At 41.3% G+C, this 26,946-nt stretch carries 24 protein-coding genes; all 24 read left to right on the top strand.

Annotation, left to right across the window (positions count from 1 at the left end; genetic code table 11):
* The first annotated feature begins 66 nt into the window (after positions 1-66).
* The 24 genes from flxA to HMPREF9455_RS19535 all read left to right on the top strand — a co-directional run bounded on the left by flxA (position 67) and on the right by HMPREF9455_RS19535 (position 26,946).
* Positions 67-1,599 (top strand): flexirubin biosynthesis tyrosine ammonia-lyase FlxA, encoded by a 1,533-nt coding sequence (gene flxA, locus HMPREF9455_RS19650; RefSeq protein WP_006801511.1) that lies wholly within the window; start codon positions 67-69, stop codon positions 1,597-1,599.
* A complete protein-coding gene (gene flxB, locus HMPREF9455_RS19645; protein ID WP_006801510.1) occupies positions 1,596-2,324 on the top strand; it encodes a flexirubin biosynthesis SDR family reductase FlxB in 729 nt (242 codons plus the stop codon). The genes flxA and flxB overlap by 4 nt, the downstream gene beginning before the upstream one ends.
* Positions 2,325-2,343: 19 nt before the next feature.
* Positions 2,344-3,567: a beta-ketoacyl-[acyl-carrier-protein] synthase family protein gene (locus HMPREF9455_RS19640; RefSeq protein WP_006801509.1), complete on the top strand. Its 1,224-nt coding sequence runs from the start codon at positions 2,344-2,346 to the stop codon at positions 3,565-3,567.
* Positions 3,568-3,582: 15 nt separating this feature from the next.
* On the top strand, positions 3,583-3,849 hold the full coding sequence (locus HMPREF9455_RS19635) for an acyl carrier protein (protein ID WP_006801508.1): 267 nt from the start codon (positions 3,583-3,585) through the stop codon (positions 3,847-3,849).
* Positions 3,830-4,717 (top strand): lysophospholipid acyltransferase family protein, encoded by an 888-nt coding sequence (locus tag HMPREF9455_RS19630; RefSeq protein ID WP_006801507.1) that lies wholly within the window; start codon positions 3,830-3,832, stop codon positions 4,715-4,717. Before HMPREF9455_RS19635 ends, HMPREF9455_RS19630 begins: the two co-directional genes overlap by 20 nt.
* A gap of 32 nt (positions 4,718-4,749) precedes the next feature.
* On the top strand, positions 4,750-5,835 hold the full coding sequence (locus HMPREF9455_RS19625; RefSeq protein ID WP_006801506.1) for a FlxJ family methyltransferase: 1,086 nt from the start codon (positions 4,750-4,752) through the stop codon (positions 5,833-5,835).
* Complete coding sequence (locus HMPREF9455_RS19620) at positions 5,832-6,266, top strand: hotdog family protein (RefSeq protein WP_006801505.1); 435 nt, start codon at positions 5,832-5,834, stop codon at positions 6,264-6,266. Before HMPREF9455_RS19625 ends, HMPREF9455_RS19620 begins: the two co-directional genes overlap by 4 nt.
* Positions 6,263-6,706 carry an acyl-CoA thioesterase gene (locus HMPREF9455_RS19615; protein ID WP_044216849.1) on the top strand — a complete coding sequence of 148 codons (444 nt, stop codon included), beginning with the start codon at positions 6,263-6,265 and terminating at the stop codon, positions 6,704-6,706. The genes HMPREF9455_RS19620 and HMPREF9455_RS19615 overlap by 4 nt, the downstream gene beginning before the upstream one ends.
* A complete protein-coding gene (locus HMPREF9455_RS19610) occupies positions 6,694-8,430 on the top strand; it encodes a beta-ketoacyl synthase N-terminal-like domain-containing protein (RefSeq protein ID WP_044216848.1) in 1,737 nt (578 codons plus the stop codon). Before HMPREF9455_RS19615 ends, HMPREF9455_RS19610 begins: the two co-directional genes overlap by 13 nt.
* Positions 8,418-8,678, top strand: a complete 261-nt coding sequence (locus HMPREF9455_RS19605; protein WP_006801502.1) for a phosphopantetheine-binding protein — start codon at positions 8,418-8,420, stop codon at positions 8,676-8,678. Before HMPREF9455_RS19610 ends, HMPREF9455_RS19605 begins: the two co-directional genes overlap by 13 nt.
* On the top strand, positions 8,678-9,862 hold the full coding sequence (locus HMPREF9455_RS19600; protein ID WP_006801501.1) for a beta-ketoacyl-[acyl-carrier-protein] synthase family protein: 1,185 nt from the start codon (positions 8,678-8,680) through the stop codon (positions 9,860-9,862). Before HMPREF9455_RS19605 ends, HMPREF9455_RS19600 begins: the two co-directional genes overlap by 1 nt.
* A 633-nt stretch (positions 9,863-10,495) precedes the next feature.
* Positions 10,496-11,446, top strand: a complete 951-nt coding sequence (locus HMPREF9455_RS19595; protein ID WP_006801500.1) for a beta-ketoacyl synthase chain length factor — start codon at positions 10,496-10,498, stop codon at positions 11,444-11,446.
* Positions 11,440-12,132, top strand: a complete 693-nt coding sequence (locus tag HMPREF9455_RS19590) for a polysaccharide deacetylase family protein (protein WP_006801499.1) — start codon at positions 11,440-11,442, stop codon at positions 12,130-12,132. Before HMPREF9455_RS19595 ends, HMPREF9455_RS19590 begins: the two co-directional genes overlap by 7 nt.
* Positions 12,129-12,758, top strand: a complete 630-nt coding sequence (gene lolA2, locus HMPREF9455_RS19585; RefSeq protein ID WP_006801498.1) for a flexirubin biosynthesis/transport protein LolA2 — start codon at positions 12,129-12,131, stop codon at positions 12,756-12,758. The genes HMPREF9455_RS19590 and lolA2 overlap by 4 nt, the downstream gene beginning before the upstream one ends.
* The gene (gene lolB2 / locus HMPREF9455_RS19580) at positions 12,733-13,281 is read left to right on the top strand and encodes a flexirubin biosynthesis protein LolB2 (protein WP_006801497.1); all 549 of its coding nucleotides are present in this window, start codon (positions 12,733-12,735) and stop codon (positions 13,279-13,281) included. The genes lolA2 and lolB2 overlap by 26 nt, the downstream gene beginning before the upstream one ends.
* Positions 13,268-13,651 (top strand): ApeI family dehydratase, encoded by a 384-nt coding sequence (locus HMPREF9455_RS19575; protein ID WP_006801496.1) that lies wholly within the window; start codon positions 13,268-13,270, stop codon positions 13,649-13,651. Before lolB2 ends, HMPREF9455_RS19575 begins: the two co-directional genes overlap by 14 nt.
* Positions 13,644-14,843, top strand: coding sequence for a DUF2062 domain-containing protein (locus tag HMPREF9455_RS19570; RefSeq protein WP_006801495.1), 1,200 nt, complete (start codon positions 13,644-13,646; stop codon positions 14,841-14,843). The genes HMPREF9455_RS19575 and HMPREF9455_RS19570 overlap by 8 nt, the downstream gene beginning before the upstream one ends.
* Before the next feature lie 608 nt (positions 14,844-15,451).
* Positions 15,452-19,312 (top strand): trifunctional MMPL family transporter/lysophospholipid acyltransferase/class I SAM-dependent methyltransferase, encoded by a 3,861-nt coding sequence (locus HMPREF9455_RS19565; protein ID WP_006801493.1) that lies wholly within the window; start codon positions 15,452-15,454, stop codon positions 19,310-19,312.
* Positions 19,305-20,792: a phytoene desaturase family protein gene (locus tag HMPREF9455_RS19560; protein WP_006801492.1), complete on the top strand. Its 1,488-nt coding sequence runs from the start codon at positions 19,305-19,307 to the stop codon at positions 20,790-20,792. The genes HMPREF9455_RS19565 and HMPREF9455_RS19560 overlap by 8 nt, the downstream gene beginning before the upstream one ends.
* Positions 20,785-22,446, top strand: coding sequence for a C45 family autoproteolytic acyltransferase/hydrolase (locus HMPREF9455_RS19555; RefSeq protein WP_006801490.1), 1,662 nt, complete (start codon positions 20,785-20,787; stop codon positions 22,444-22,446). Before HMPREF9455_RS19560 ends, HMPREF9455_RS19555 begins: the two co-directional genes overlap by 8 nt.
* A gap of 7 nt (positions 22,447-22,453) precedes the next feature.
* Positions 22,454-23,752: a flexirubin biosynthesis putative acyl-CoA ligase FlxY gene (flxY, locus tag HMPREF9455_RS19550; protein ID WP_006801489.1), complete on the top strand. Its 1,299-nt coding sequence runs from the start codon at positions 22,454-22,456 to the stop codon at positions 23,750-23,752.
* Between the two features lie 65 nt (positions 23,753-23,817).
* A complete protein-coding gene (locus tag HMPREF9455_RS19545; RefSeq protein WP_006801488.1) occupies positions 23,818-24,402 on the top strand; it encodes a hypothetical protein in 585 nt (194 codons plus the stop codon).
* Positions 24,403-24,589: 187 nt separating this feature from the next.
* Entirely contained in the window at positions 24,590-25,084 is a 495-nt protein-coding gene (locus tag HMPREF9455_RS19540) for a hypothetical protein (RefSeq protein ID WP_006801487.1), read from the top strand.
* Between the two features lie 488 nt (positions 25,085-25,572).
* Positions 25,573-26,946, top strand: coding sequence for an aminopeptidase P family protein (locus HMPREF9455_RS19535; RefSeq protein ID WP_006801486.1), 1,374 nt, complete (start codon positions 25,573-25,575; stop codon positions 26,944-26,946).

The raw sequence follows: 26,946 nt of genomic DNA, 5'->3' as shown, positions 1-26,946 counted from the left end.
TAGCGCATTGCAAGAGATGCCAAAAAGTAATACTTTTGCAAATCTTTAATCAGATTATAAAGAAAAATGATAAAAGCCCTTGACATTGATACTATATACACACTTTTATTCAAAGGAGAAAAACTAGTACCAAATAAAGAAAGCATTGCCCAAGTAGAACAAAGCTACAACTTTCTGAAAAAATTTTCGGAGGATAAAATCATATATGGCATCAATACCGGATTTGGCCCGATGGCTCAATACCGTGTCGATGATGACTTCCTGACCAATCTTCAATACAATATTATCCGCAGCCATTCCACAGGAGCAGGCAAACCTCTGGACGCCCTCTATGTGAAATCGGCAATGATAGTACGCCTGAATAATTTGTTACAAGGAAAATCAGGTATCCATCCCGAACTGATTCATTTATTAGCGGAATTTATCAACCGCGGCATCTGTCCGTTTGTACCCGAGCATGGCAGCGTAGGAGCAAGTGGCGACCTTGTACAATTGGCACACATCGCATTAGCTTTAATAGGTGAGGGTGAAGTGTTTTACAAGGGTGAATTGAGAGATACGGCCGGGGTATTGAAAGAAAACGGATTGAAGCCAATCTCCATGCATATACGTGAGGGCCTTTCGGTTACCAACGGAACTTCTGTAATGACAGGAATCGGCATTGTAAACCTTATATACGCAAAGAGATTGCTGCACTGGGCTGTTGCGGCATCAGTGATGATAAATGAGATAGCCTCTTCGTATGATGACTTTATGTCCGAAGAACTGAATGCAACAAAACACCATAAAGGTCAGAAAGAGATAGCCAGGATGATGCGTAAATGGAGTGACGGAAGTTCCAGCTTACGCAAGCGTGAGAATTACCTGTATAATAAAGAAAACAAAGAAAAAATACTTAAACATAAGGTCCAGCCATATTATTCATTACGTTGCGTTCCTCAGATATTAGGCCCCGTACACGATACTTTGGTAAATGCGGAGGAGGTATTGGCAAATGAAACCAATTCGGCCTGCGATAACCCCATTGTAGACAAAGAAAGCGGAAATGTATATCACGGCGGAAATTTCCACGGCGATTATGTGTCCTTTGAAATGGATAAACTAAAAATAGCTGTGACAAAAATGGTCATGCTTTCCGAGAGACAGCTCAATTACCTGTTTCACGACCGGATAAATGATATACTTCCTCCCTTTGTAAATATGGGTGTACTGGGATTGAACTACGGGTTACAAGCTGCGCAATTTACAGCAACCTCCACCACGGCAGAGTGCCAGACACTCTCCTATCCTATGTATGTACACAGTATACCGAATAACAATGACAATCAGGATATTGTAAGTATGGGTACAAATTCAGCCCTACTTGCCAAAACTGTAATAGACAATGGGTATCAGGTAATGTCTGTTTTGTTTATGGGGATAACACAGGCCATAGACTGCCTGAATATACAAGATGATTTATCTAAGAATACAAAAGTAATCTATGATGAAATTAGGGATATCTTCCCTAAATTTGTAGAGGATACACCGAAATACAAAGAGATAAGTAAGCTGACGAATTACCTAACGAATAAAGAAATAGAAAAAATTTCATTATGAAATACGCTTTAGTAACAGGAGCCAGCAAAGGAATCGGCAGAGCAACGAGCCTCAAACTTGCCGAAATGGGATATTTTATCCTGATCAACTATAATTCGAGCCGTGAAGAAGCGGAAAAGACATTAGAGTTGGTGAAGGAAATAGGTTCTGACGGGGAACTGCTGAAATTTGATGTATCGGATGCCACCGAAACAAAGTCAGCCCTCGATACCTGGACAGCCCAACATAAAAACGAATATATAGAAGTTCTGGTAAACAACGCAGGTATCAGAAAAGATAACCTGATGATATGGATGCCCGAAGAAGACTGGACAAGTGTCTTAAACATCAGCCTCAACGGCTTCTTCCATGTGACCCAGTATATGTTGAAAAATATGCTGGTAAAGAGATTCGGCCGAATTATAAATATTGTATCTTTGTCCGGCATTAAAGGAATGAAGGGACAGGCAAACTATTCGGCGGCCAAAGGCGGCCTTATAGCAGCGACAAAAGCGCTTGCAGCTGAAGTCGGTCCCCGAAATGTGACCGTAAACGCCGTAGCTCCGGGATTCATACAAACGGAGATGGTAAAAGATCTGCCCGAAGAAGAGTTGAAAAAACTGATACCTGTAGGACGCTTCGGCACAGCAGAAGAAGTGGCTTCATTAGTCGGATTTCTGGCCTCGAAAGAAGCATCGTATATTACAGGCGAGGTGATTTCCATTAATGGCGGTATATATACCTGATAATACTATAAATACATAAATGAGGAGAGTTGTTATAACAGGCATGGGAATTTATTCCTGCATCGGAAAAAATCTTGATGAGGTAAAAGATTCGCTATATCATGGCAAATCGGGTATAGGTATCGATCCCGAAAGACCGGACTTCGGGTTCCTTTCTCCACTGACAGGCATATTAGAAAGGCCTGACATGAAAAAACTTCTTGACCGTAAAAAGCGTAACTTCTTAGCCGAACAAGGCGAATATGCATATGTCGCTACACTCGAAGCATTCCGGAATGCACGAATAGACGAAGCATTCCTTGAAGCGAATGAAGTAGGTGTACTCTATGGTAACGATAGCAGCGCACTCCCCGTCATAGAAGCCGCCGACATTATCCGTAACAAAAAGAATACAGTACTCGTTGGCTCGGGATCAATCTTCCAGTCAATGAACTCGACCGTAACAATGAATCTCTCGGTTATTTTCAAGCTGAGAGGAATCAATCTCACTGTTTCAGGCGCATGTGCCAGTGGTTCACATGCTATCGGATTAGCATACTTCCTCATCAAAAACGGTTTACAGGATTGTATCCTTTGCGGAGGCGCACAAGAAGTAAACCCATATGCAGTTGGAAGTTTCGATGGATTGGGTACATTTTCCAAATTAATAGATGAACCTACCAAGGCATCCCGCCCATTCGACAAGAACAGGGACGGGCTTGTTCCCAGTGGCGGTGCCGCCAGTCTGGTAGTGGAAAGCTACGAATCCGCAGTGCGACGTGGAGCTAACATTATGGCAGAAGTAATAGGATATGGATTCTCTTCAAACGGGGATCATATATCTACCCCGAATATAGACGGGCCAATCCGTTCTTTGGAGATGTGCCTGAAAGACGCGAATGTAAAGCCGGAGGAAATCGGATATATAAACGCGCATGCCACATCTACCCCTATCGGGGACATGAATGAGGCTAAAGCGATCAGCACGGTACTCGGGGAACATAAACCTTTTGTAACGTCCACAAAGTCGATGACAGGACACGAAATGTGGATGGCAGGAGCCAGCGAAGCGATCTATTCGATATTGATGATGAATAATAACTTCATCGCTCCGAATCTTAATTTTGAAGAAGCAGACGAAGCCTCGGCTTTGCTTAATATACCTAATAAACGTATTGATACTTCATTTGACATGTTTCTTTCCAACTCATTCGGTTTTGGAGGAACAAATTCAACCCTAATAATTAAAAAATTCAAAGAGTAACTAGTCCTGATGGAAATGACGAACGAAGAGATAATAGAGAAAATAAGAACGACTTTAGCCGAAGAGTTTGAAGTAGATGTAGAAACTATCCAGCCGGATGCGCCTTTGATCGAGACACTGGAAATGGATAGCCTCGACTTTGTAGATATGGTCGTACTGATAGAACAGAATTTCGGATTTACCGTAAATGGTAATGACTTTGTAAATATAAAAACTTTTCAGGATTTCTATGATTTCATCATAGAACATCTCGACAAGCCAAATGACGGAATGGAAGGGTAAAACCAGAGGAGGAGTATTCGGATACCTGTTCTTTATCTTCCTGATAAAGAAAATCGGAATCACTGCGGCTTATGCATTTTTAAGCACTATCGTCTTATACTTCATCCCCTTTGCGCCCAAGGCATCCAAAAGCATCTGGATCTATTCCCGTAAGATACTAAACAAAAGCCTACTATCTTCTATCGGGATGCTCTTCCGCAGCTATTACAAGTTCGGGCAAACCCTGATAGATAAGGTTGCGATCGGCAACGGAATGAAAGACAAATATAATTTCCGTTTCGAGAATTATGATGAGTTCCTCAATATATTGAATACCGACACGGGTACGATAATAATCGGGGCGCATGTTGGCAATTGGGAGATGGGCACACCGTTCTTTGATGATTATGGTAAGAAGATCAATATCGTTTTATACGATGCTGAGTATAGAAGAATAAAAGAATTGCTTCAAAAGAATTCTGCGTCTGCTGATTTCAAAGTAATTCCCGTAAACGATACTGATCTAAACCATGTATTCGCTATAAAAGAAGCCTTAGATAATAAGGAGTATATTTGTTTTCAAGGCGATCGGTATATCAACGAAGAGAGACGCCTGAAAGGTATATTCATGGGAAAAGAAACCAGCTTTCCTTTAGGGCCTTTTCTATTAGCGGCAAAGATGAAGGTACCTGTTGTATTTTATTTTGCCATGCGCGAGCCTAAGAAAACATATACATTTCATTTCACGATGGCTACACCAGTCTATAGGAATGAAGAGATAAGACCTGAACAGCAATTATTACACCAATACATTTCAGCCCTCGAAGCTATCTTGAAAAAATATCCGGAACAGTGGTTCAACTATTACAATTTCTGGAACGAAAAGTAAAGCATAACAATCCGACTAACATATAAACAATCATGAACTTATTTCCTTCCTTACAAAAAAGATATTCCGAAGAGCAATTTTCAGCAGCTGAAGCACAGCGGATGGCGCAGGAAATAGCCTTTGGTCCTATTGTTTTTCAGGTATCACGGCTTATGCTCAAGTTCGGTATATTCGAATTGTTAGCAGAAAAGCGAGAGGGACTAACATTAAATGAAATATCGGAACATAGAAAGCTATCCCGTTATGCAGCACAAGTATTGCTGGAGGCTTCGCTTTCAATTGGTACTGTATTGATAAAGGATGAAAAATATATGCTGTCCAAGGTCGGGTGGTTCTTATTGAACGACGAAATGGCGCGTATCAATATGAACTTCAATCATGATGTGAATTACCTCGGGCTATTCAATCTGGAAGAAGCACTTCTGAATGGGAAACCTGAAGGACTGAAAGTTTTTGGCGAATGGCCGACAATATATGAAGGCCTATCTAAGTTGCCCGAAAATGTACAAAAAAGCTGGTTCGATTTCGATCATTTCTATTCCGATAATTCTTTTTCACAAGCATTGGAAATCGTTTTTGCAAACAGTCCCCGCACATTGCTCGATGTGGGAGGTAATACAGGCCGTTGGGCCATGAAATGTGTTGAATTCGACACAGGAGTAGATGTAACCATCATGGATTTACCCCAGCAACTTGAATTGATGAAGAAACAAACTTCCGGGCAATCCGGCTCCGACCGTATACACGGGCATGGTTGTAATCTGCTGGACAAAGATGTTCCTTTCCCAAGAGGCTTCGATGCTATATGGATGAGTCAGTTTCTCGATTGTTTCTCGGAAGAAGAGACTACTAGTATTTTGTCCCGTGCCGCAGCATCTATGGAAAAATCTTCGTTCCTTTACATTATGGAAACATTCTGGGACCGTCAGAAATTTGAAACAGCAGCTTATTGCCTCACCCTGACCAGCCTGTATTTCACAGCACTGGCAAACGGCAACAGCAAGATGTATCATTCGGATGATATGATACGCTGCATAAAAACTGCCGGACTGGAAGTTACCGAAATACACGATGGATTGGGATTGGGACATAGCATTATGGTATGTAAACGGATATGAGTAAGCTAGTAATAATAAGAGGTGAAGATATATTGAACCTAATTCCGCAACGTCCGCCAATAGTGATGGTGGATAAGTTTTACGGGATTGAGGATGATTGTTCATATACGGGACTGACAGTCAGCCCGGATAATATTTTCATTGAAAACAATCGTTTCAAGGAACCCGGTATTATAGAGCATATCGCGCAATCGGCCGCAGCACGTGTGGGATATATCTGTAGGCAAAATAACGTACCTGTACCACTCGGCTTTATCGGGTCTGTAGACAAAATGACGATTCACACCTTGCCTAAAGTTGGAGAAGATTTAGATACCGAGATAAAAATAATACAGGAGGTCGCCGAAATCACCCTGATAAGCGCAACCGTAAAAACCGGAGATAACCTTATTGCCGAATGCCGCATGAAAATATTTTTGAAAAAGGAATGAAAAAACATAAATACAGAGCTAAAGAACCCGCGCTAACAGACAGAACCACTATAAAAGTCCGTTTTAGTGAAGTAGACTCCATGCGTATTGTATGGCATGGCCAATACATCAAGTATTTTGAGGACGGCCGGGAAACCTTTGGAAAACGATATGGAATCGGTTATTGCGACATTTACGAAAACGGATACACCGCGCCCATTGTCGACCTCACCTGCCAGTATAAACAATCCTTATCATTCGGGGAAGAAGCCATTGTGGAAACAAACTATATCGCTTCGGACGCTGCGAAAATAATATTTGAATATACTGTTTACAAAAGTGATGGTGAGACAGTTGTCGCTACAGGAAGTACGGTTCAGGTATTCTTAAATTCTAACAATGAACTGGAGTGGACAAATCCCGATTTTTATCAGGAATGGAAGAAGAAATGGAATATCTGAATGACATATACATTACCGCCGATAATATTATCAGCTCTTTAGGATTTACGACTAAAGAAAATGTCCGTGCCATTAGCCTGAATAAATCCGGGATTGCCTCTGTCGAAGCAGGAAAAATCTCCGATGCCCCAATTCTTGCCGGATTAATTAATTCCGGTATCCTGAATGAACTGACAGAAAAGTATAGCCTTCAAAAATTCAGCAAGGCCGAACAACTCGCCATATTATCGATCAGGGACTTATTATCGCAAAAAGATATAGATCTGACGCAGTGTGGTTTCATTCTTTCCTCGACAAAAGGGAATGTAGACTTACTGAAACATCATACAGAGAACATTGACAGAAACCTTTTTCTCAGAGAAAGCGCGTCTAAAATTACAGGTTATTTCGGAATGGACGATAAGGCTATGGTTGTCTCCAATGCCTGCATATCGGGAGTATCGGCTCTTATTATTGCCCGCCGCTTACTTCTGAATGGAGACTATAAGCATATAATCGTTACGGGGGTAGATGTCCTTTCTCATTTTATTACCAGTGGTTTCCGGTCGTTCCGTTCCCTGAGTGAAAACCTTTGCAGGCCTTACGACAGTGAAAGGGACGGGTTAAATCTGGGAGAAGCCTGTGGAAGCATCCTTTTGTCCGCAGAATCTGAAACAAACAATATAATTATCAGAGGCGGGGCAATAAGCAACGACGCCAATCATATATCAGGCCCTTCACGCACAGGTGACGGCCTGTACTATGCAATGAGGGACGCGATGGATGAAGCCGGAGTAACAGCCAATGACATCGACTGCATAAACCTGCACGGCACTGCAACCGTTTTCAACGATGAAATGGAAGCAAAAGCTGTTCATCTGGCTCAATTGGAAAAAGTTCCCGTCAATAGCCTAAAGCCATATTTCGGGCATACATTAGGCGCATCGGGAATCATTGAAACAATTATTTGCGCACACCAATTAAAAGAGAACGTCATATACGGCACATCAGGTTATAAAACAAACGGTGTTTCACAATCCCTGAATGTAAGTAATAACCACATCTGTGGAAAAACGATAAACACCTGTATTAAAACAGCTTCCGGCTTTGGAGGTTGTAATGCTGCTATTATATTATCCAAAATACCTTCGCATAAGTCAATCGAGCAGGGAACATTTTTATTCAACGAAATAAAGAGCTGTACAATAGAGAATAGTTCTATAAAAGTAAATGATGAGGTCGTATTCAACTCTACATCCGGTGATTTTGCCGTTTTCATCCGCGAAGCATTCAAAAATACAGGCGACAGCAACCAGAAGTTCTATAAGATGGATGACCTCTGTAAACTGGGATATATAGCAGCACTGCATTTACTCGATGGAATCACTTTTAATCCTGATGAAATGGGGATTATCTTATCCAATTACTTTTCGTCATCAGATACGGATTTAAAACATCAGCGCATAATAGATGAAGGTGGAGACGATGCTGCCAGTCCGGCAGTATTTGTTTATACACTACCTAATATTGTTGCAGGTGAAATATGTATCCGTCATAAAATACAGGGCGAAAATACCTTCTTTATCGAATATCCCGATAATCCGGAAAGACAGGAAAAATATATGAAACTCGCCATGAACAGGAGTAAATTACAATTTTGCATCACCGGCCGGTGCGAATATCTTGATAATAAATACAAAGCTGAATTCAGACTCATAAAGAAAGATAAAATATGGAAGAATTAATAGAAAAACTGAAAAAAGAACTGATACAGGAATTAAATCTTGAAGAAATGACTCCAGAAGATATAGATGCTGATGCCCCGTTATTCGGGGATGGCTTGGGTCTGGATTCCATCGACGCTCTCGAAATTATCCTTATCCTCGAACGTAATTACGGTATCAAAATCAAAAAGCCGGGAGAAGGCGAAGGACGCGAAATATTCAGGTCGGTAAGATCGTTAGCCGAATTTATTTCTACATATCAGAAATAATGAAGATTTACATTACAGGAACAGGTATTGTATCGGGTATAGGTATAAATGCAGAAGAAAACCTGTATGCTATCCGGCACAAAAGTCATGGTATGGGCAAAGTCACTCTTTTCCCTACCAGCCTCGATGTTCCTGTAAGTGAGGTGAAATATACAAATGAGCAGCTTAAAGAGTTATTAGCTCTACCTTCCGGTAAAACATGCTCCCGGACTGCTTTGCTCGGAATACTGGCGGCAAAAGAGGCCTTATCGGATTCAGATATAGCCGTAAACGCCCAACGCACCGGACTTATATCTTCTACCTCGGTGGGTGGTATGGATTTAAGTGAAAACTTTTATGTTGACTTCCGAAAAGATAAGGCAAAGGGCCGTTTAAGGGATATTGTTTCGCACGATTGCGGCGACAGCACTCAAAAGATTGCGTCCCATCTGGGTATAACCGATTATGTGACAACGATAAGTACAGCCTGTTCTTCCGCAGGAAACGCTATAATGCTGGGGGCAAGGATGATCAGAAACGGATTGCTGGACGCTGTTATCGTCGGTGGAACCGATGCTTTATGTAAGTTTACCCTAAATGGCTTTAACTCGCTGATGATTCTGGACAAAGAATTATGCAAACCGTTTGACAAATCCCGTGAAGGCCTGAATCTGGGCGAAGGTGCTGGTTATCTAGTATTACAATCAGAAAAAACATTAAAAAGAAAACCCTATTGTATCCTCTCCGGCTATTCCAATGCAAATGACGCTTATCACCAGACAGCCACTTCCCCCGAGGGGGACGGGCCGTACCTGTGTATGAGAGAAGCTGTTGAAATGGCAAATATACTATCCCGTGACGTGGATTATATCAACGTGCATGGTACGGGAACGCCTAACAACGACCTTTCGGAAGGGAAAGCAATCATACGCCTTTTCGGCGAAAGTACACCTGGATTCAGTTCCTTAAAGCCGTTCATAGGGCATACATTAGGAGCTTCAGAAGGGATAGAGGCGGCCTTATCCGTATTATCCATATCTAAAGGAATCGTTTATCCGAACCTCAACTTTAAAGAACCGATAGAAGATACGAATCTTATTCCTATTACAGAATGGGATGAAGGCTTACCTATCAAACATGTCTTATCCAATTCTTTCGGGTTCGGAGGGAATGATTCTTCTTTACTTTTTTCGGCAATAGAATAGATTATTAAGTAAACAAAAAAATAATGATATATTTATAATGTTCAATTGTTTAATGCATAGCTACCGTCTTTGTTTATTTTTAGAGACTTGGCTCACTCCTGCCGCGCCCTCCCTGGCTTGTCCTTCCTTTTGGCATTGCCCAAAAGGAAGCAAAAAGCTAGCGCTTCGTTCCTCGGCGACCCACAACCGGTTTGCCGGCTGAAAGGGACAAATGGGCTATCGCCCCATCCCTTTCAACGCCAGCTGCACCGCGTGGGTGCCCCGCCTGCGGAATTAATGCGCAGATGCTGACGCACGACAAGGCTGACGCATATTGGATTTAGGGGCTTTGCTCCGATAGTGTGTCAGCCAGCGCCGTTAGCTTCACGGACGGGGTACCCGTAGGGCGAAAAGACGAAAAAAACGGAAACGTGTTTGAGCTTATCTGCCGATTCGGATTATAGAATTTTCAGTGCGAGTTTTTCCGTTTCGTCCTTTTGTCCGTTACGGGTCGGCCTTTGAGGCGGGGTGCTAAAGCGTTTTTGGTTCCTTTTGCGGCTTTGGGCAAAAGGAACACAAGCAATCTTTGATTGCTCGTAGTATAATCACATTAAATATTAAAATATATCTATAAATATTTTACAACACTTAGTTATGAAAAGACCTTGTTATATAAACTCATTTGCATCTATCCACCCCGATGGTATTACCGGAGAGGATGGGATGCTGCATGCGGTTGAGCCGGATTACAAGCACATCATAACCAACGCAAATATGCGCCGCCGTATGAGCCACATTGTAAAGATGGGTGTTGCGTGCGGATTGGTTTGTCTGGAACAAAGTGGAAACAAAAATATAGATGCCATTATTACAGCCACCGGACTAGGATGCCTGGCCGATACAGAAAAATTTCTGGATAATCTCATAGAAAATGAGGAGCAACTGCTGAATCCTTCGGCTTTTATACAATCTACATTCAATGTCATAGGCGCTCAGATCGCCCTGATTATAGGCAGCCATTCTTATAACAATACATATGTGCACCGCGGCCTCAGCTTCGAAAGCGCCCTGATCGACGGCATGATGAGGATATGGGAAGGTGACAATCTGGTACTGGTCGGCGCTGCCGATGAAGTGTTACCGGCCGGACATATTATCTTGAAAAGGCTGGGTATGCTCGATAATATTATATTCGGCGAAGGCTCCCAGTTTTTTACATTAGCGGCTGAAAAAGAATTATATACTGTTGCAGAACTGGCAGCTGTCAGGACATTTATAGGAAAGCTGTCTTCGGAGGAGATATTGCAAAAGATAAAGATATTCCTGACAGAAAACAATCTAAAATCGATTGATATACAACATCTTATCATAGGTAAAAATGGAAGCACAACCGATGACCTGGTATATAATGTTGTGGAGCAATTATTCCCATCCACCTCATACTCGACATTCAAAGACATTTGCGGGGAATACCCGACCGCTTCGGCTTTCGGTATGTGGAAAGGATTAAATCGGTTGGAAAAATCCGGTGATATACAATACCTGCTTATCTACAACCATTATTACACTGTAAATCATTCATTGATATTATTGAAAAAATGCTGATTTTCATTTCATCCATAGCCGCTATACTGCTTATATTCCTTATCTATGCCTCTTACAGCATTCGGTCGGGAATATACTTAAAAGCATTATGCCGGAATGAAAAGAAAGGAAAAATAGTAGCACTCACATTTGACGACGGGCCCGACAAAGAGCAGACGCCCAAAATACTCGATATTTTGAAAGAATATGATGTCAAAGCTACTTTTTTTTGTATCGGCAGTAAGATCAAAGGCAATGAGAGTATCCTGTCAAGGATGAAAGAGGAAGGCCATTTGATCGGCAACCATACTTTTAATCACTTTTTTTCGTTTCCTTTGTATACGTCCCAACAAATGAGAATGGAGCTAAGCGATTGCGAAAAAGCTATTGAGGAGGTAACAGGAGAAAGAACGATATTGTTTCGTCCACCTTTCGGCATCACCAATCCGACCGTAGCAAAGGTGGTCAGGACAATGGGTTGTCTGACTATTGGCTGGAGTATCCGCTCTTTAGATACGTGTAAGAAAGAGAACACGGTATTGAAGAGAATAAAGCGAGGACTAAAGCCGGGAGCCGTCATTCTTTTACACGACTCATTACCTATGAGTGACAGCCTGTTACTAAAAGCGCTCGAGCTTCTGAAAGAAAATGATTACACCATACAGAGAGTAGATAAATTATTTGATATACCTAAAACAACGAAATGAAACGCATATATATTTGTTATTTACTTATTTTCATTTGTTTACCGCAGATAAACGCGCAGATGAAAAAGATGAAAGATGTGGAAGCCTTTAACAAACGTGTTCTCCGGGAGGCTGTATCTATAAAAAGTATAGAAAGTGACTTTACCCAGATAAAGCATCTCGACCTGTTTAATGAAGATATAACTTCGAAAGGTAAATTCTATTACAGGTACAATGATAAAATAAGCCTCGATTATAGTTCCCCTACAAAATACCTGATTGTTATCAATGCCGATAAACTAAAGATAGTTTCGGATGGTAAAAAAAATGTAGTGAATCTGAAATCGAATAAAGTAATGAGTGAAATGAGAAGTATGCTCGCCGCATGTATGTCTGGCAATATTTCGCAAATATCAGGTTATAATATGGAATACTTCGAAGATACCAACTCCTATCTGATAAAAATAAAACCAACCAATAAATCTGTACAGGCATATATCTCAGGCTTCGATATCTATATGGACAAAAAAGACATGTCGGTATCCAAACTGCGTATATCCGAGAATGCCACCGATTATACCGATTACCTGTTTCAGAACAAAAAGTTTAATACACTGACAGATGACAAAAAGTTTTCAGTTAATTAGTATCCTGTTGGCGTGCCTTACTTTCATCTCCTGTTCTAAGAATACATATCCGCTGAAAACAGGGCCTGCCCCTATTATATCCGTTGGGAATAAAGTTCAGAAGTACAATATGACGCTGGATTTCGGAGGTAAACATTTCAATGGCATGCTTATCGCAAAAACAATGGAAGATGGAGAGATACGCATTATTGCAACTACCATGTTCGGGCTTAGTCTGTTCGATTTTGGCATGAAAGGTGAAAACTGGAATGTTTACAGTTGTATAGAACCTATGCGGAAAGACCGTGTACTGAAAATCTTTGAAACTGACTTCAACCTGTTATTTTTATCCGACAGGAACGTTAAAAAAATAGAAAAAACAAAAGAATATACTAAATTTGTAACAGGAGGAGGTATATCCAAGGGGGTGGTTTACGTCACACCTGTGACAGAGAACGATTCTGAGAAAATACAAATAAAGCACTCCTGGTTACGATTAACTATCGGACTGGAGAAAATGGGAGAGAACAATGTTATTGAATGATTTTTACGAAATAACCGATGTAATGAAAGGTGGCCCCGCTCACCGTTTAAGAGTGAAGCTGAATCCTTCGCATCGTATATATGAAGGACACTTCACAGGACAACCGATAGTTCCGGGGGTATGCACATTACAAATCATAAAAGACTGCGCCGAAAAACTATCCGGTAAAGAGTATATGTATTCATATATATCCTCTTCAAAATTCCTGTCATTGGTCGACCCGATGGTTAATGGCCTGATAGAGTTTAATATTTCGTTAAAAGATACGGACGATAACCGTACTTCTCTGTCTGCAGAAGGAAAATATCAAGACACAGATACCGTATTCATCAAAGTAAAAGCAACTTTGAAAGAGATTGAAAATGAATGAATCCGTAGATACTATGATATGGCAGGAGAAATTAAATAATCTCGGTATCGTTGTTATTATCCCTACATACAATAACGACAGGACTCTCCTATCCGTTATTGAAGGGGTAAAACAATACAGCAAACATATTATAGTGGTCAACGACGGTTCTACGGACACAACATCCGGAATACTGAAATCCATCTCCGGCATTCAGATCATTACCCACGCAAAAAATAAGGGAAAAGGCTATGCTCTCAAAAATGGATTATCAGCAGCAAAAGAACAGGGATTCAGATATGCGATAACGATAGACTCCGACGGACAGCACTACCCTGCTGATATACCTTCCTTTGTGAATGAAATAGAAATGCATCCTGATACGATGCTTGTGGGGGCACGGAATCTGACAGCCAATAACATGCCGGGTAAAAATACATTTGCCAATAAATTCTCGAACTTCTGGTTTCAGCTGGAAACAGGTATAAAGCTGGAAGACACCCAATCCGGCTACCGCCTTTATCCGCTCCATCGCATAGGAAAAATGAAATATTGCACAGCCAAATACGAATTCGAATTGGAAATGATCGTATTTCTGGCATGGAAGGGTGTGAATGTAAAAAATATCCCTGTAAATGTATATTACCCGCCACAGGGCGAACGGGTATCGCACTTCCGGCCGTTAAGGGATTTTACACGCATCAGCATACTGAATACAATACTTGTTATAATCACCTTCTTGTGGATACTACCCTTGAAATTTTTCAGGAAACTGACATGGACAAATATCCGCGCTTTTATCGATAAGGAAATACTAAAGTCGAAAGATTCGAACAGAACCATGACACTATCCATTATGTTGGGTATTTTCATGGGGATTGTTCCCATATGGGGCTATCAGATGATTGTAACGGTTTTTCTTGCCCATTTCCTGAAACTGAACAAAGTAATTTCACTGGTTGCTTCCAATATCAGTATTCCCCCGGTAATGCCATTCCTTTTGTATGGGAGCTATGCTACAGGCTGCTTTCTTACAAATAGCCCTGTATCGTTCGATATCACCGATGTTTCATTGGAAAGGATGAAAACGGTCTTGTTCCAGTATCTGACGGGCAGTATAGTATTCGCTTTGGTTTGCAGCATGCTGGCAGGTATTATTTCGGCAAGTTTACTGTTGATATTCCGAAAAAGGAAACGGGCTGTAGATGTTTAAGTAATCTAATGACATGTTTTAATGTATAGTGACTATCTTAATTTAAAATTGGTGACTTTGTCTCATTACTGTCGCGCCCTCCCGAGCTTGCCCTCACTTTTGGCATTGCCCAAAAGTAAGCAAAAAGCTAGCGCTAAGTTCCTCGGCGACCTGTCAACAGCTTGCCGGCTGAAAGTGACAAACGGGCTGTCGCCCCGTCCCTTTCTACGCCGACTGCACTGGACAGGTGCCCGCCTGCGGAACCAATGCGCGTCTGCTGACGCCATAGTAAGGCAAAGCCCCTTCGAGAATAAAATATGCGTCAGCCAGCGCCATACGCTTCACGGACGGGCACCCGTCAGAAGAGAAAGGCTAAAAAACGAAAACGTGTTTGAGCTTATCTAGCGATTCGGGCTATACAAACCTCAGAGCGAGTTTTTTCGTTTAGCCGTCTCTACTGCTAACAGGTCGGCCTTTGAAGTGGGCGCTAAAGCATTTTTGGTTCCTTTTGGGGCTTTGGCCAAAAGGAACACAAACAATCTTTGATTGTGCGTAGTAAAAATTACATTAAACAATAGAACATTTAAACGTATCAATAAATATTTTATAATACTTAGCTTAGAGTATAAATGAGTAACTTTTTCGTCAATCTATATAATTATTTCACCCGGCATAAGATAATCCTCTATTTGTCGCTGGTGGCAAATATAGCCATTATGGGTTATTTTGCCCTGCAACTCAAATTCGAAGAAAATATCACTCAGTTCTTTCCTGATACCAAAAACGAACAAAACCTGAATACCGTTTTCGACAATCTGCGTATCAAGGACAAGATTATCGTCATGTTCTCGTCATCGGATAAGGGACAGGACAACGATACCGCAATATTGACAGAAAGCGCGACCTCATTCGCAGATAGCCTGTTAGCCCGGACACAAGGAACATATGTAAACAATATACTCCTCCGCATAGACGACAGCCTGAAAACAGAGATGCAGAATTTCGTCTATGACAATCTTCCGATCTTACTCAGCGACAGCGATTATCAGCGTATAGATTCCTTGTTTTCAAAAGAAAAAGTCGCATCGGTTATGCAACGGAACTATTCCAACCTGTTGTCTCCGGCCGGAGGCTTTCTCAAAGAATACATTATGAGAGACCCTCTCAGCCTTGGAGGAAACGCACTGAAACGCCTACAGGACTTCCAACTGGATAATAATTTCGAGCAACAAGACGGATACATCTTCTCCAAAGACGGCTCCATGCTGCTGCTGTTCATTACTCCCACATACAGCATGGGAAGTACGGGGCAAAACGATAAACTGATTTCGGCCATAGAAAAGGAAACAGCCGCTATTAATAAAGACTACCCTTCGGTAAAAGCAGAATACTACGGAGGTCCTTCTGTCGGTGTATATAATGCCCGTCAGATAAAAGAAGACTCCATACTGACAATCACTCTGGCACTGGTTATAATCATTGTTTTCATTCTGCTGTCCTTCAGGCAAAAGAGGACGATCTTTCAGATCATCACACCGACTATATTCGGGGGCTTGTTCGCCCTCTTTATGATTTCACTGTTGAAAGGCAGTATTTCATCTATAGCGGTCGGTTCCGGTTCCATAATCATGGGCGTCGCCCTGAGTTATTCCATACATATGGTCGTACACCAGAGCCATGTGGCATCTGTAACGCAACTAATAAAGGAACTCACCTACCCTCTTACTGTCGGCAGTTTTACAACAATAGGCGCATTCTTAGGGTTACTTTTCACCAGTTCGGAATTGTTACGAGACTTCGGGCTTTTCGCGTCTATGACGCTGATAGGTACAATTATCTTCTGCCTCATATACCTGCCTCACTTCCTCGACGGGAGGGTTCATCAGAAAAGAAGCGCGTTGCTCCGCTTTATAGAACGCTTCAATGCTTACCGTTTCGATAAAAACAAATGGCTTGTAGGCGGTATTTTAGTATTAACGGTTATTTGTGTATTTACGTCACGCAATGTGGGTTTCGATGCCGACATGATGCATATGAATTATGAACCGGAACATCTGAAAGAAGCCGAACAGAAATTGGCGGAGATCGTAGATAACGATAAAAAAAATATCCTGTTCGTAAGTGTCGGAAAAAATACCGATGAAGCGATCCAAAACTATAATGCGACCAATAAAAAATTATCAGGACTAAAAGAACAGGGCCTGATCAAAAACTTTGCTTCCGCCGATTACTTCCTTATCCCCGAGGATGTTCAGCAAGAACGTCTGCAAAAATGGAATAATTACTGGACTGCCGGGAAGAAAGAATTTTTGAAAACAACGCTGAAAAGCGAGTCCGAAACATATAATTTTCGTCAGGACGCTTTTGCCCCATTCTATAAATGGATAGATTCTGACTTTACTCCGCATAAAGATATTACGAAGACAAGCCGGATACTGAACGACTGGCAAAACACTGTTCCGGGCCTTACCCTGCTTATTTCACAAGTACAGCTCGACGATAAAAATAAGGAAGAAGTATATCAACACTTCAATAATGGCAATGAAGTTGTGATTTTAGACCGCTCCTTCTTTACTAAGAAGTGGGTATCCGCTATCAATGATGACTTCTACCTGATATTATTCATTTCATCATTCCTCATTTTCATTACACTGCTTATATCTTACGGGCGTATCGAGTTGACACTAATCAGTTTCTCCCCGATGTTTATCAGCTGGATTATCATTATCGGCATCATGGGAATATCCGGGATAGAATTCAATATCATCAATATCATCCTGTCCACTTTCATATTTGGTATCGGGGACGATTTCAGTATATTTATTATGGACGGTTTACAAAATAAATACCGGACAAATAAACCTGCGCTGAACGGGCATAAAACAGCCATCTTCTTTTCGGCCTTCACCATTATTGTAGGGATGGGAGCCTTGATTTTCGCACAGCATCCCGCCTTGCAGTCTATATCGTTAATGTCCATCCTCGGAATGATAGTTGTGGTTCTGGTTTCATATACTATCCCTCCTGTCATCTTCCGCATCTTTATGTCTTCACAGACAACAAAAGGGCTACCGCCATATACACTTGCCTCTATACTGATAACCGCCTTTATATACGGGCTGTTCCTTGCCGGATGCCTGTTCCTCCGCATAACGATTTTACTATTGTATCTGGTTCCTGTAAAGAAGAGTAAAAAACGGCAATTCATGTGCTACCTGGTAATGCTCAACTGCCGCTTCATCTGCTTTGCTGGATTTATACTGAAGAAAAAGAAAGTAAATGCCGGTGGTGAAACGTTTAAGAAACCCGCCATTATCATAGCCAACCATCAGTCTTTCCTCGATATACTCCTGTTACTCACGCTCCATCCTAAGATGGTAATGGTTACAAACGAATGGGTATGGAGGTCTCCGTTCTTCGGCGCAGTAATCAGGTATGCAGGCTACTTTTATACAGGCGAAGGATATGAAAATTCGGTGTCGCACATCAAAGAGCGAATCGATGAAGGCTACTCCGTTGTCATATTCCCTGAAGGCACACGTTCATACGATGGTAGATTGAAGCGTTTCCACAAAGGCGCATTCTATCTATCCGAAACACTGAAACTGGATATAATCCCCATCATATTATATGGCACAGGAATGGTTATTTCCAAATCACAGCCATTCTATCTGAAACGTGGAATAATAGCGACTAAAATCCTGCCCCGCATTACTTATGAAGACCGTTCGTTCGGAAACACGTATAAAGAAAGGACAAAAAATACGGCGGCTTATTTCGCATCCAAATATATAAAAGTTTGCGCAGAATATAATACGGCCATCAATCCATATTTCTATCATATGCTGGTAAAAAACTACATCTATAAAGGTCCGGTGATGGAATGGTATGTACGCATAAAGGTGAAAATGGAAAGAAGCTATAAAATATTCGACGAACTGATACCTGAAAGGGGGCAAATCACAGATATCGGTTGCGGGTATGGCACTTTAGGATACATGCTTGCCATATTATCGCCTGACAGGCAGGTATTAGGTATAGATTATGACGAAGATAAGGCCGAAGTCGCCCGGTACGGATATTTACATAGAGAGAATACCGCTTTTATATATGCCGACGCTTTGGAATATCCCCTACCCGAAAGCGATGTGTTTGTATTGAATGACATGTTGCATTATATGGATAGCCGGAAACAGGAATCGTTATTAAAAAAATGCATACAGAATCTTCGTGACGACGGATTGATCATCGTTCGTGACGGAGATAGCCGGGATAAGCAAAAACAAAAACTGACAAAGTTATCAGAGATATTCTCTACCCGCATATTTGGTTTTAATAAAACAAAAGAAGAACTTTGTTTTACTTCGGCTGAGAAACTATATGAAATAGCTGATAGTTGCAATATGACTGTAGAGAGCTTCAAAAACGATAAATATACGTCTAATACTATTTTCCTATTTAGGAAAAAAGAAGAGAAAACAAATGGGTAAATACGATATCATCATAGCCGGGAGCGGATTGGGCGGTCTCGAATGCGCTGCCATCCTGAGCAAAGAGGGATACAATGTCTGTGTACTTGAGAAGAACGTGCTATTCGGAGGATGCCTGCAAACATATATCCGGAAAGGGCACCAATTCGACACGGGAATCCATTATATCGGCAGTCTGGACGAGGGTCAGATAATGAACCAGTATTTCAAATACTTCGGTATAATGGATAAGCTGAATATAAAGCGTCTCGATACCGATTCTTTCGATACCATATTCTATAAAGATAAAATATATAATTACGCTGTTGGCCACGACCACTTTGCCGATACGCTGGCTCAATCTTTTCCCCATGAACGGGAGAACCTCAAAGCATATACCTCTATTCTTAAAGATGTGAGCAGGCTTATAGATGTGGATAATCTGAAAAAAGGAAGTATAGCACAGAACGGCATGAAATATTTTTATGCTTCGGCTACTCAGATGATAGCCGATACGGTTAAGGATGAAACACTGAGGAGCGTTTTAGCCGCTACATCCATGCTGTATGGAGGAATAAAGAATAGTTCTACTTTCTACCATCATGCGATGACCAATAACTCGTATATCGAAAGCCCCTACCGTTTTGTAGACGGAACCATGCAGATAGCCGAACGGCTGATAGAGGTTATCCGGGCGAATGGAGGAACTGTATTGAACAATAAGGAAGTTACCCGGCTGATAGTAACGGACAATCAGGTTACAGCTGCGGAAGTAAACAACGAAGAAATATTCGAGGCCGATCATTTTATCTCCAATATCCACCCCAAACGCACACTGGAGATACTGGAAAAGAGTCGCTATATAAAAAACGCTTATATATCCCGCATCAATGCTTTGCCTAATTCATTCGGAGTCTTCACTACATATCTGGTGATGAAGCCGGAATCTCAAGCATATATCAACAGTAATTACTATGTGCATGGAACTGATAATGTATGGTATAATGACGATTCGTCCCGGGATAAGATCAACAACGCCCTGCTCTGCTTCCAATGCAACAGCAATAGTGACTATACGGATGTAATCTCCGTATTGACACCGATGTACATGTCGGAGCTGAAAGAATGGGAAAATACCTCTGTAGGCAAGCGGGGTGATGATTACATTGCGTTCAAGAAAGCCTATTCAAATAAAGTACTTGAGTTTCTGAAAGGTAAAGGATTTGATTTCTCCGGTAAGATAGAAAGCATATATAGCACCACGCCGTTAAGTTACCGTGACTATACGGGGACGCCTTACGGCTCGGCATATGGTATAGTAAAAGATTGTAAGTTTCCCGAATTAGGTTTTATTTCCACAAAAACGAAACTGAAAAACCTTTACTTTACGGGCCAGAATATGAATGTGCACGGAGCTTTAGGTGTAACGCTCACATCCATGTTCACTTGCGCCGAATTTGTAGGTCAGGAATATTTAGCTAAAAAAGTAGGAAATGCATAAATTCCTGAAAAAAGGCCTGAAGACCGGATTATATGTGCTGCTGATATTCATTCTCGCTTTTGGGGGAATTACCGGCTACATGTATTTTTCAGCAGACATGTGTGTCCCCGAAATAACGGAAGAAGTTCCCGCCTATAAACTGACAGAAGAACCTGATTACCGTCAGTGGGGCGACAATTATCTCCGCAAGAGTGAAAGCGGATTGTGGGAATTGAAAGTATCCGGCAGCGATTACGAACGGGGCATCGCCATAGGAGAGATGTCGAAAGACCTGCTATATTACCAGGAAAAAGTATTTGTAGACCAGATAAAGGTACTTGTCCCATCCGAAAATTACCTGCGGTTCCTCGGCTTCTTCACTATCCTGTACAACCGTAATCTGGGAAAGAACATACCGGAGGAATACAGGCGTGAAATTTACGGGATATCCCATTCCTGCTCCGATGAATTCAGTTATATCGGCACTCCCTACGAAAGACAGTTAAACTACCATGCCGCACATGATTTAGGACATGCCATGCAAGACTATATGCTCGTAGGATGCAGTTCCTTTGCTATATGGGGCACGGCAAGCGCCGATTCAACATTGGTAATCGGCCGCAATTTCGATTTTTATGTAGGGGATGATTTTGCAAAAAATAAAGAAGTACAGTTCTATGCGCCCGAAAAAGGTTATAAATTCGTATCTGTAGCCTGGCCGGGGATGACCGGTGTATTGTCGGGTATGAATGAGGAAGGGCTGACTGTAACAATTAATGCCGCAAAATCTTCGATGCCTACGTCCGCCAAAACACCGATATCCATCCTTACCAGGGAAATATTGCAATATGCGTCAACAATTGAGGAGGCGTATGAGATTGCGAAAAAGAGGGAGACTTTCGTTTCCGAATCCATCCTTATAGGTTCTGCCAAAGACAAGAAAGCAGCCATTATAGAAAAATCGCCTGATAAAATCGGTTTATTCACTACCGATGGAGAACAAATTATATGTACCAATCATTTCCAATCCGAAACATTCGCCAAGGACGAACGGAATCTCGAAAATATCCGTACAACAGACAGCCGATCCCGTTTCCGGCGATTGACCGAACTCCTAGATAAAAACAAACCTTTAGATGTGAAAAAAGCCGCCTCTATCCTCCGCAACACCAAAGGATCGGGAGACAAGGAAATCGGCCTGACGAACGAAATGGCAATCAACCAGTTTATCGCGCACCACTCGGTCATATTCAAACCCGAACAGCGGATAATATGGGTATCTACCCACCCCTGGCAGATGGGTAAATATGTGGCCTATGACCTGAATAAGATATTCGGCGAAGATACGGATTTCAGGAAAGAGATATATTCCCCGGAATACACTATTCCCGAAGATTCGTTGATACATGGCGATATTTTCAATAACCTCATGGTATATAAGTACCTGACAAAAGAGATAAAAGCTAAGACAAAAGAGAAGAGTTCGGTATCTCCGGGAATATTAAATAAATACGAAGCCTCTAATCCCGAATATTATCATATGTACGAAATAGTCGGGGATTATTACCTGTCACAAGAAGAAATAGAAAAGGCAAAGAATTACTGGCAAAAAGCATTGACAAAAGAGATACCGAAAGTCTCCGAAAAGGAACGGATATTGAAAAAAAGTAAATAACAACGTAATGGAAAAACACCCCGACATACAATTTCAGCCTGCCATCAAGATCAAAGAATATCAGGAAACGAAACTACAGGCAGCTCTGCAATACCTAAAGAAACATTCTGTTTTTTATCAAAGGATGTTCGAAGGACAAAATATAGATATAAATGAGATCAAGACTATTGAAGACTTACAGAAATTGCCTGTCACCACAAAGAATGACCTGCAAAAATACAGTGAAGATTTTATTTGTGTAGAGAAGTCCCGAATCATCGACTATGTAACTACGTCGGGGACTCTGGGCGATCCCATCACATTTGTCCTCACCGATAAAGATCTCGACCGTCTCGCCTATAACGAGTACCTGTCTTTTACCACCGCAGGATTTACCAAAGAGGACATCATGCAATTGATGACAACTATAGACCGCCGTTTCATGGCCGGACTGGCTTATTTCCTCGGAGCGCGTGAACTGGGTATGGGCGTTGCCCGTGTAGGGAACGGGATACCCGAACTTCAATGGGATACAATAGAACGGATACAGCCAACCTGCGGGATAGCAGTACCTTCATTCCTTATAAAACTGATAGATTTTGCCGAAAAAAATAAGATCGATTACAATAACAGTTCCATCAAAAAATGCCTTTGCATAGGGGAATCTTTACGCAAAGAGAACTTCGAACTAAATACTTTAGGCAGACGTATTCAGGAAAAATGGAGTTCCCTGCAATTATATTCCACATATGCTTCTACCGAAATGCAGGCATCATTCACTGAATGCGACTGCTTTTGCGGTGGTCATTTACAGCCGGAGCTGATTATCGTGGAATTTCTGGACGACAACGACAATCCTGTCGGAGAAGGTGAGTCGGGAGAAGTGACCATTACTACATTGGGTGTGGAAGGGATGCCCCTCCTTCGCTTTAAAACAGGGGATGTATGCTACCACTATACCGAACCTTGTAGCTGCGGCAGAAACACCACACGCCTGAGCAGCGTATTGGGACGCAGGGGACAGATGATAAAATATAAGGGTACTACGCTTTATCCGCCTGCCTTATTCGATATACTGGACAATATACCGCATATCAAGAACTATGTAGTTGAAGTATTCACCAACGATCTGGGTACAGATGAAATATTAGTGCGGGTAGGCTGTGATGAAAACAGGAGCGAAGCTTTTATAAAAGAGATCAAAGACCTGTTCAGATCGAAGGTAAGAGTTGCCCCGAATATCAGTTTCGAGTCTCCTGAATATATCGCGCAGATTCAGACTCCGCCTATGAGCCGGAAAGCTATTAAATTTATAGATTTACGGTAATTCTTTTGATAAGAAAAGGCTTTTTCTTACATTTGGTATAAAATCACTAATAAAATTTTATTTATATGAAAAAATTAGTTTTAGTTATTGCCCTACTGGTTAGTGTATGTAGTTTTGCCCAGAAAAAAGAGCTTTTAAAAGACATTGAAGCCATCAATTTTTATGGCGTTGACTTTTCCCATGCGAAGGTATATGGTGCAAAAGAATCCGGTGAACATTTCAAATATGCTTTTCAGGATATCAACAATCTATTCATTACAGAAGCCAAGAAATACGATGTAGCAAAATATTTGAAAAAACGAGTTCTGGGTGTCTATATTGATGGTGTTAAAACACGTATATCAGACCTCAAAGCCGATGATATTTTTACTACAGATGCCGCATATCAACTGGAGGACAATACAATAAAAGACATTGTAAAATCCCTTTCGGTAAAAGAGAGTGATGGTACCGGAGTTATCATTATAGCCGAAAGATTAAGTAAGGCAAAGAACAGAGGATACTTCGATGTTGTATTTTTTGATATAAAAACCCGGAATATTATCGATAGCTGGAAAGCTGATGGTAAGGCGCAGGGATTCGGCCTTCGCAATTTCTGGGCGCACTCGGTACGTGAAGTTCTAAAATTCAGCGAATCGGCATTGAAATAAGAATCCGGCACCAGAGAACCGTCTATACGCATTTAAACAGAACTTAATTATAACGATTTAAATCTTTCAGGCATTGATCTTGAAAGATTTAAATCGTTTATAGAATAATCTATAAGCTATACCACCGGGGGGAAACGGCAGCCCATCATATAAACAATTAAGAACGGTTTAGAAACAAAGATAAAATATGACAAGAATTAAAAACACCATTTTGGCAGGACTTGCCTTTGGGCTTTTATTTGGAGCTTTTTTTGTATTTCTGTTTGGCGCTGATCACGCTTTAATTACAGCATCTATTGCAGCACTTCTCTTTGGAGCAGGAATGTATTTCTTTGTAACCTCTAAGACAGTTAAACGACAAACACAGATTGAAGATTCTGATGGCAGAGTAATTGTTCATTCCGGAGATGCTAATCACTTTATGAAAGGAGAAGCTGTTGGTGGAAAACTTTACTTACTGACTGACAAACTTCAGTTTCAATCTCATAAATTCAACATTCAAAACCATAGACTCATCATAGAGATAGAACAAATAAAAGAAGTAGGTTTTTATAATACACTGGGACTTGTGCCCAATGGACTTGCAATTATAACGATGGGTGGACAAACAGAAAAATTTGTTGTTAACGGCAGGAGACATTGGAAAGAGGAAATTGAAAAGTTAAAAGGCAGACTTAAATAAAATGAATACCCTCGCTGGCAAACATTTGTAATCTCTGCCAAATATATAGCTACAAAAAGAATTTATCAGAAAGAAATATAAGTTTCATATATTATGCCGATCAGTATTTGAAAACTTTATCTATATTATTAGCCGATAGCCTTTGGCTGTCAGCTGATAGCTCTTTGAAAAAATGAATAAGCCCCCTCAATCCCCCACCTTACAATGAGGGTAAAAAGTGACAGATAGAAAATAGTGGAAAATGTGTCAAGTTTGTCAGGTTTTGTACATAAGCTATTGGTTAAAAGCTATCAACTAATAGCTGACAAATGTGTTACCTTTGTTACCTTTTAACAAGTAATGAGTAATAAGTTGAAGAACTGTATTTCTGCTAACTGTTTACCGATGACTGTAAAAATGAGTAAAGTTTGTCAGCTTTTTATTAACTCATACCTTGTTAACCCGGTGAGAAAATTATAAATTAGTAATCAATATAAAATAATAATATTATGTTTTCAAAAGAAACTTACATCAGCCGCCGCAACCAATTGAAAAAAACAATAGGTTCGGGCATTCTCTTGTTCCTAGGAAACGACGAATCCGGAATGAATTATGAAGATAACACCTACCCTTTCCGTCAGGATTCCACATTCCTTTATTTCTTCGGGCTTCCATATGCCGGACTAGCAGCCGTTATCAATATAGACGAAGATAAGGAGATTATCTTCGGAGATGAGCTTACTATCGACCAGATAGTATGGATGGGCACACAACCTACATTAAAGGAAAAAAGTGAAAGAATCGGGGTAGCAAATATTCAACCGTATTCATCATTAGGCAGTTATCTGTCAAAAGCGGTAACTAAAGGACAGAAAGTACATTACCTGCCAACTTACAGGGCGGAACATAAACTCAGGCTAATGGACTGGACTGGTGTTAAACCTGCACAACAAGAGGCCTCCCTCCCATTTATTCAGGGTGTGGTAAATCAACGCATCTATAAATCGGAAGAAGAAATCGCTGAAATAGAAAAGGCCTGTGATATTACAGCCGATATGCACATTACCGCGATAAAGAAGGTCCGTGTAGGGATGAAAGAATATGAGGTGATGGCAGCACTGGAAGAAGTAGCCTATGCAGCCGGAGGAAGGCTCTCCTTCCCTACTATCGCCACAGTAAACGGACAAACATTGCATAATCATTATCACGGAAATACAGTAAAAGAAGGCGACATGTTCCTGATCGATGCCGGAGCAGAAACTGAAATGGGTTATGCAGGCGATATGTCGTCTACCATACCTGCCGGAAAGAAATTCTCGTCCCGCCAAAAAGATGTATATGATATTCAGGTAGCTTCACATATTGCATCGGTAGAAGCATTACGGCCGGGCATTCCATTCAAAGAAGTGTATGAACTTTCGGCAAAGGTTATTTGCGAAGGGATGAAATCGCTGGGCCTGATGAAAGGTGATATGGACGAAGCTGTACAAGCCGGCGCTCATGCGATGTTTTTCCAGTGCGGACTGGGACATATGATGGGGCTTGATGTACATGATATGGAAAATCTGGGTGAAGTTTGGGTAGGTTACAACGGAGAGCCCAAAAGTACACAGTTCGGACGAAAATCGTTACGTCTGGGACGGAAACTCGAACCGGGTTTTGTACTCACTATCGAACCGGGCGTCTACTTTATACCCGAACTGATAGACTTATGGAAAGGTGAAAAGAAATTCGAAGAATTTATCAATTACGACAAGCTGGAGGCATACAGGGATTTTGGCGGATTGCGTAACGAAGAAGATTTCCTTATTACAGAAACAGGCTCTCGCAGGTTAGGTAAAAAGATACCACTGACTACCGAAGAAGTAGAAGCATTAAGATAA

This window comes from Dysgonomonas gadei ATCC BAA-286, from assembly GCF_000213555.1.
Taxonomy (GTDB): domain Bacteria; phylum Bacteroidota; class Bacteroidia; order Bacteroidales; family Dysgonomonadaceae; genus Dysgonomonas; species Dysgonomonas gadei.
Note: the sequence above shows the minus strand (reverse complement) of the source record. Positions and strands in the feature narration are given on the sequence as shown.

Coding starts and splice junctions, on each gene's coding strand:
- HMPREF9455_RS19625 (WP_006801506.1), top strand. CDS start 4,750: ATGAACTTATTTCCTTCCTTACAAAAAAGATATTCCGAAGAGCAATTT.
- HMPREF9455_RS19545 (WP_006801488.1), top strand. CDS start 23,818: ATGAAAAAATTAGTTTTAGTTATTGCCCTACTGGTTAGTGTATGTAGT.
- HMPREF9455_RS19560 (WP_006801492.1), top strand. CDS start 19,305: ATGGGTAAATACGATATCATCATAGCCGGGAGCGGATTGGGCGGTCTC.
- HMPREF9455_RS19570 (WP_006801495.1), top strand. CDS start 13,644: ATGAATGAATCCGTAGATACTATGATATGGCAGGAGAAATTAAATAAT.
- HMPREF9455_RS19565 (WP_006801493.1), top strand. CDS start 15,452: ATGAGTAACTTTTTCGTCAATCTATATAATTATTTCACCCGGCATAAG.
- HMPREF9455_RS19535 (WP_006801486.1), top strand. CDS start 25,573: ATGTTTTCAAAAGAAACTTACATCAGCCGCCGCAACCAATTGAAAAAA.
- flxB (WP_006801510.1), top strand. CDS start 1,596: ATGAAATACGCTTTAGTAACAGGAGCCAGCAAAGGAATCGGCAGAGCA.
- HMPREF9455_RS19595 (WP_006801500.1), top strand. CDS start 10,496: ATGAAAAGACCTTGTTATATAAACTCATTTGCATCTATCCACCCCGAT.
- HMPREF9455_RS19540 (WP_006801487.1), top strand. CDS start 24,590: ATGACAAGAATTAAAAACACCATTTTGGCAGGACTTGCCTTTGGGCTT.
- flxY (WP_006801489.1), top strand. CDS start 22,454: ATGGAAAAACACCCCGACATACAATTTCAGCCTGCCATCAAGATCAAA.
- HMPREF9455_RS19590 (WP_006801499.1), top strand. CDS start 11,440: ATGCTGATTTTCATTTCATCCATAGCCGCTATACTGCTTATATTCCTT.
- HMPREF9455_RS19640 (WP_006801509.1), top strand. CDS start 2,344: ATGAGGAGAGTTGTTATAACAGGCATGGGAATTTATTCCTGCATCGGA.
- HMPREF9455_RS19635 (WP_006801508.1), top strand. CDS start 3,583: ATGACGAACGAAGAGATAATAGAGAAAATAAGAACGACTTTAGCCGAA.
- HMPREF9455_RS19555 (WP_006801490.1), top strand. CDS start 20,785: ATGCATAAATTCCTGAAAAAAGGCCTGAAGACCGGATTATATGTGCTG.
- HMPREF9455_RS19610 (WP_044216848.1), top strand. CDS start 6,694: ATGGAATATCTGAATGACATATACATTACCGCCGATAATATTATCAGC.
- HMPREF9455_RS19605 (WP_006801502.1), top strand. CDS start 8,418: ATGGAAGAATTAATAGAAAAACTGAAAAAAGAACTGATACAGGAATTA.
- lolB2 (WP_006801497.1), top strand. CDS start 12,733: ATGACAAAAAGTTTTCAGTTAATTAGTATCCTGTTGGCGTGCCTTACT.
- HMPREF9455_RS19615 (WP_044216849.1), top strand. CDS start 6,263: ATGAAAAAACATAAATACAGAGCTAAAGAACCCGCGCTAACAGACAGA.
- flxA (WP_006801511.1), top strand. CDS start 67: ATGATAAAAGCCCTTGACATTGATACTATATACACACTTTTATTCAAA.
- HMPREF9455_RS19575 (WP_006801496.1), top strand. CDS start 13,268: ATGTTATTGAATGATTTTTACGAAATAACCGATGTAATGAAAGGTGGC.
- HMPREF9455_RS19600 (WP_006801501.1), top strand. CDS start 8,678: ATGAAGATTTACATTACAGGAACAGGTATTGTATCGGGTATAGGTATA.
- HMPREF9455_RS19620 (WP_006801505.1), top strand. CDS start 5,832: ATGAGTAAGCTAGTAATAATAAGAGGTGAAGATATATTGAACCTAATT.
- HMPREF9455_RS19630 (WP_006801507.1), top strand. CDS start 3,830: ATGACGGAATGGAAGGGTAAAACCAGAGGAGGAGTATTCGGATACCTG.
- lolA2 (WP_006801498.1), top strand. CDS start 12,129: ATGAAACGCATATATATTTGTTATTTACTTATTTTCATTTGTTTACCG.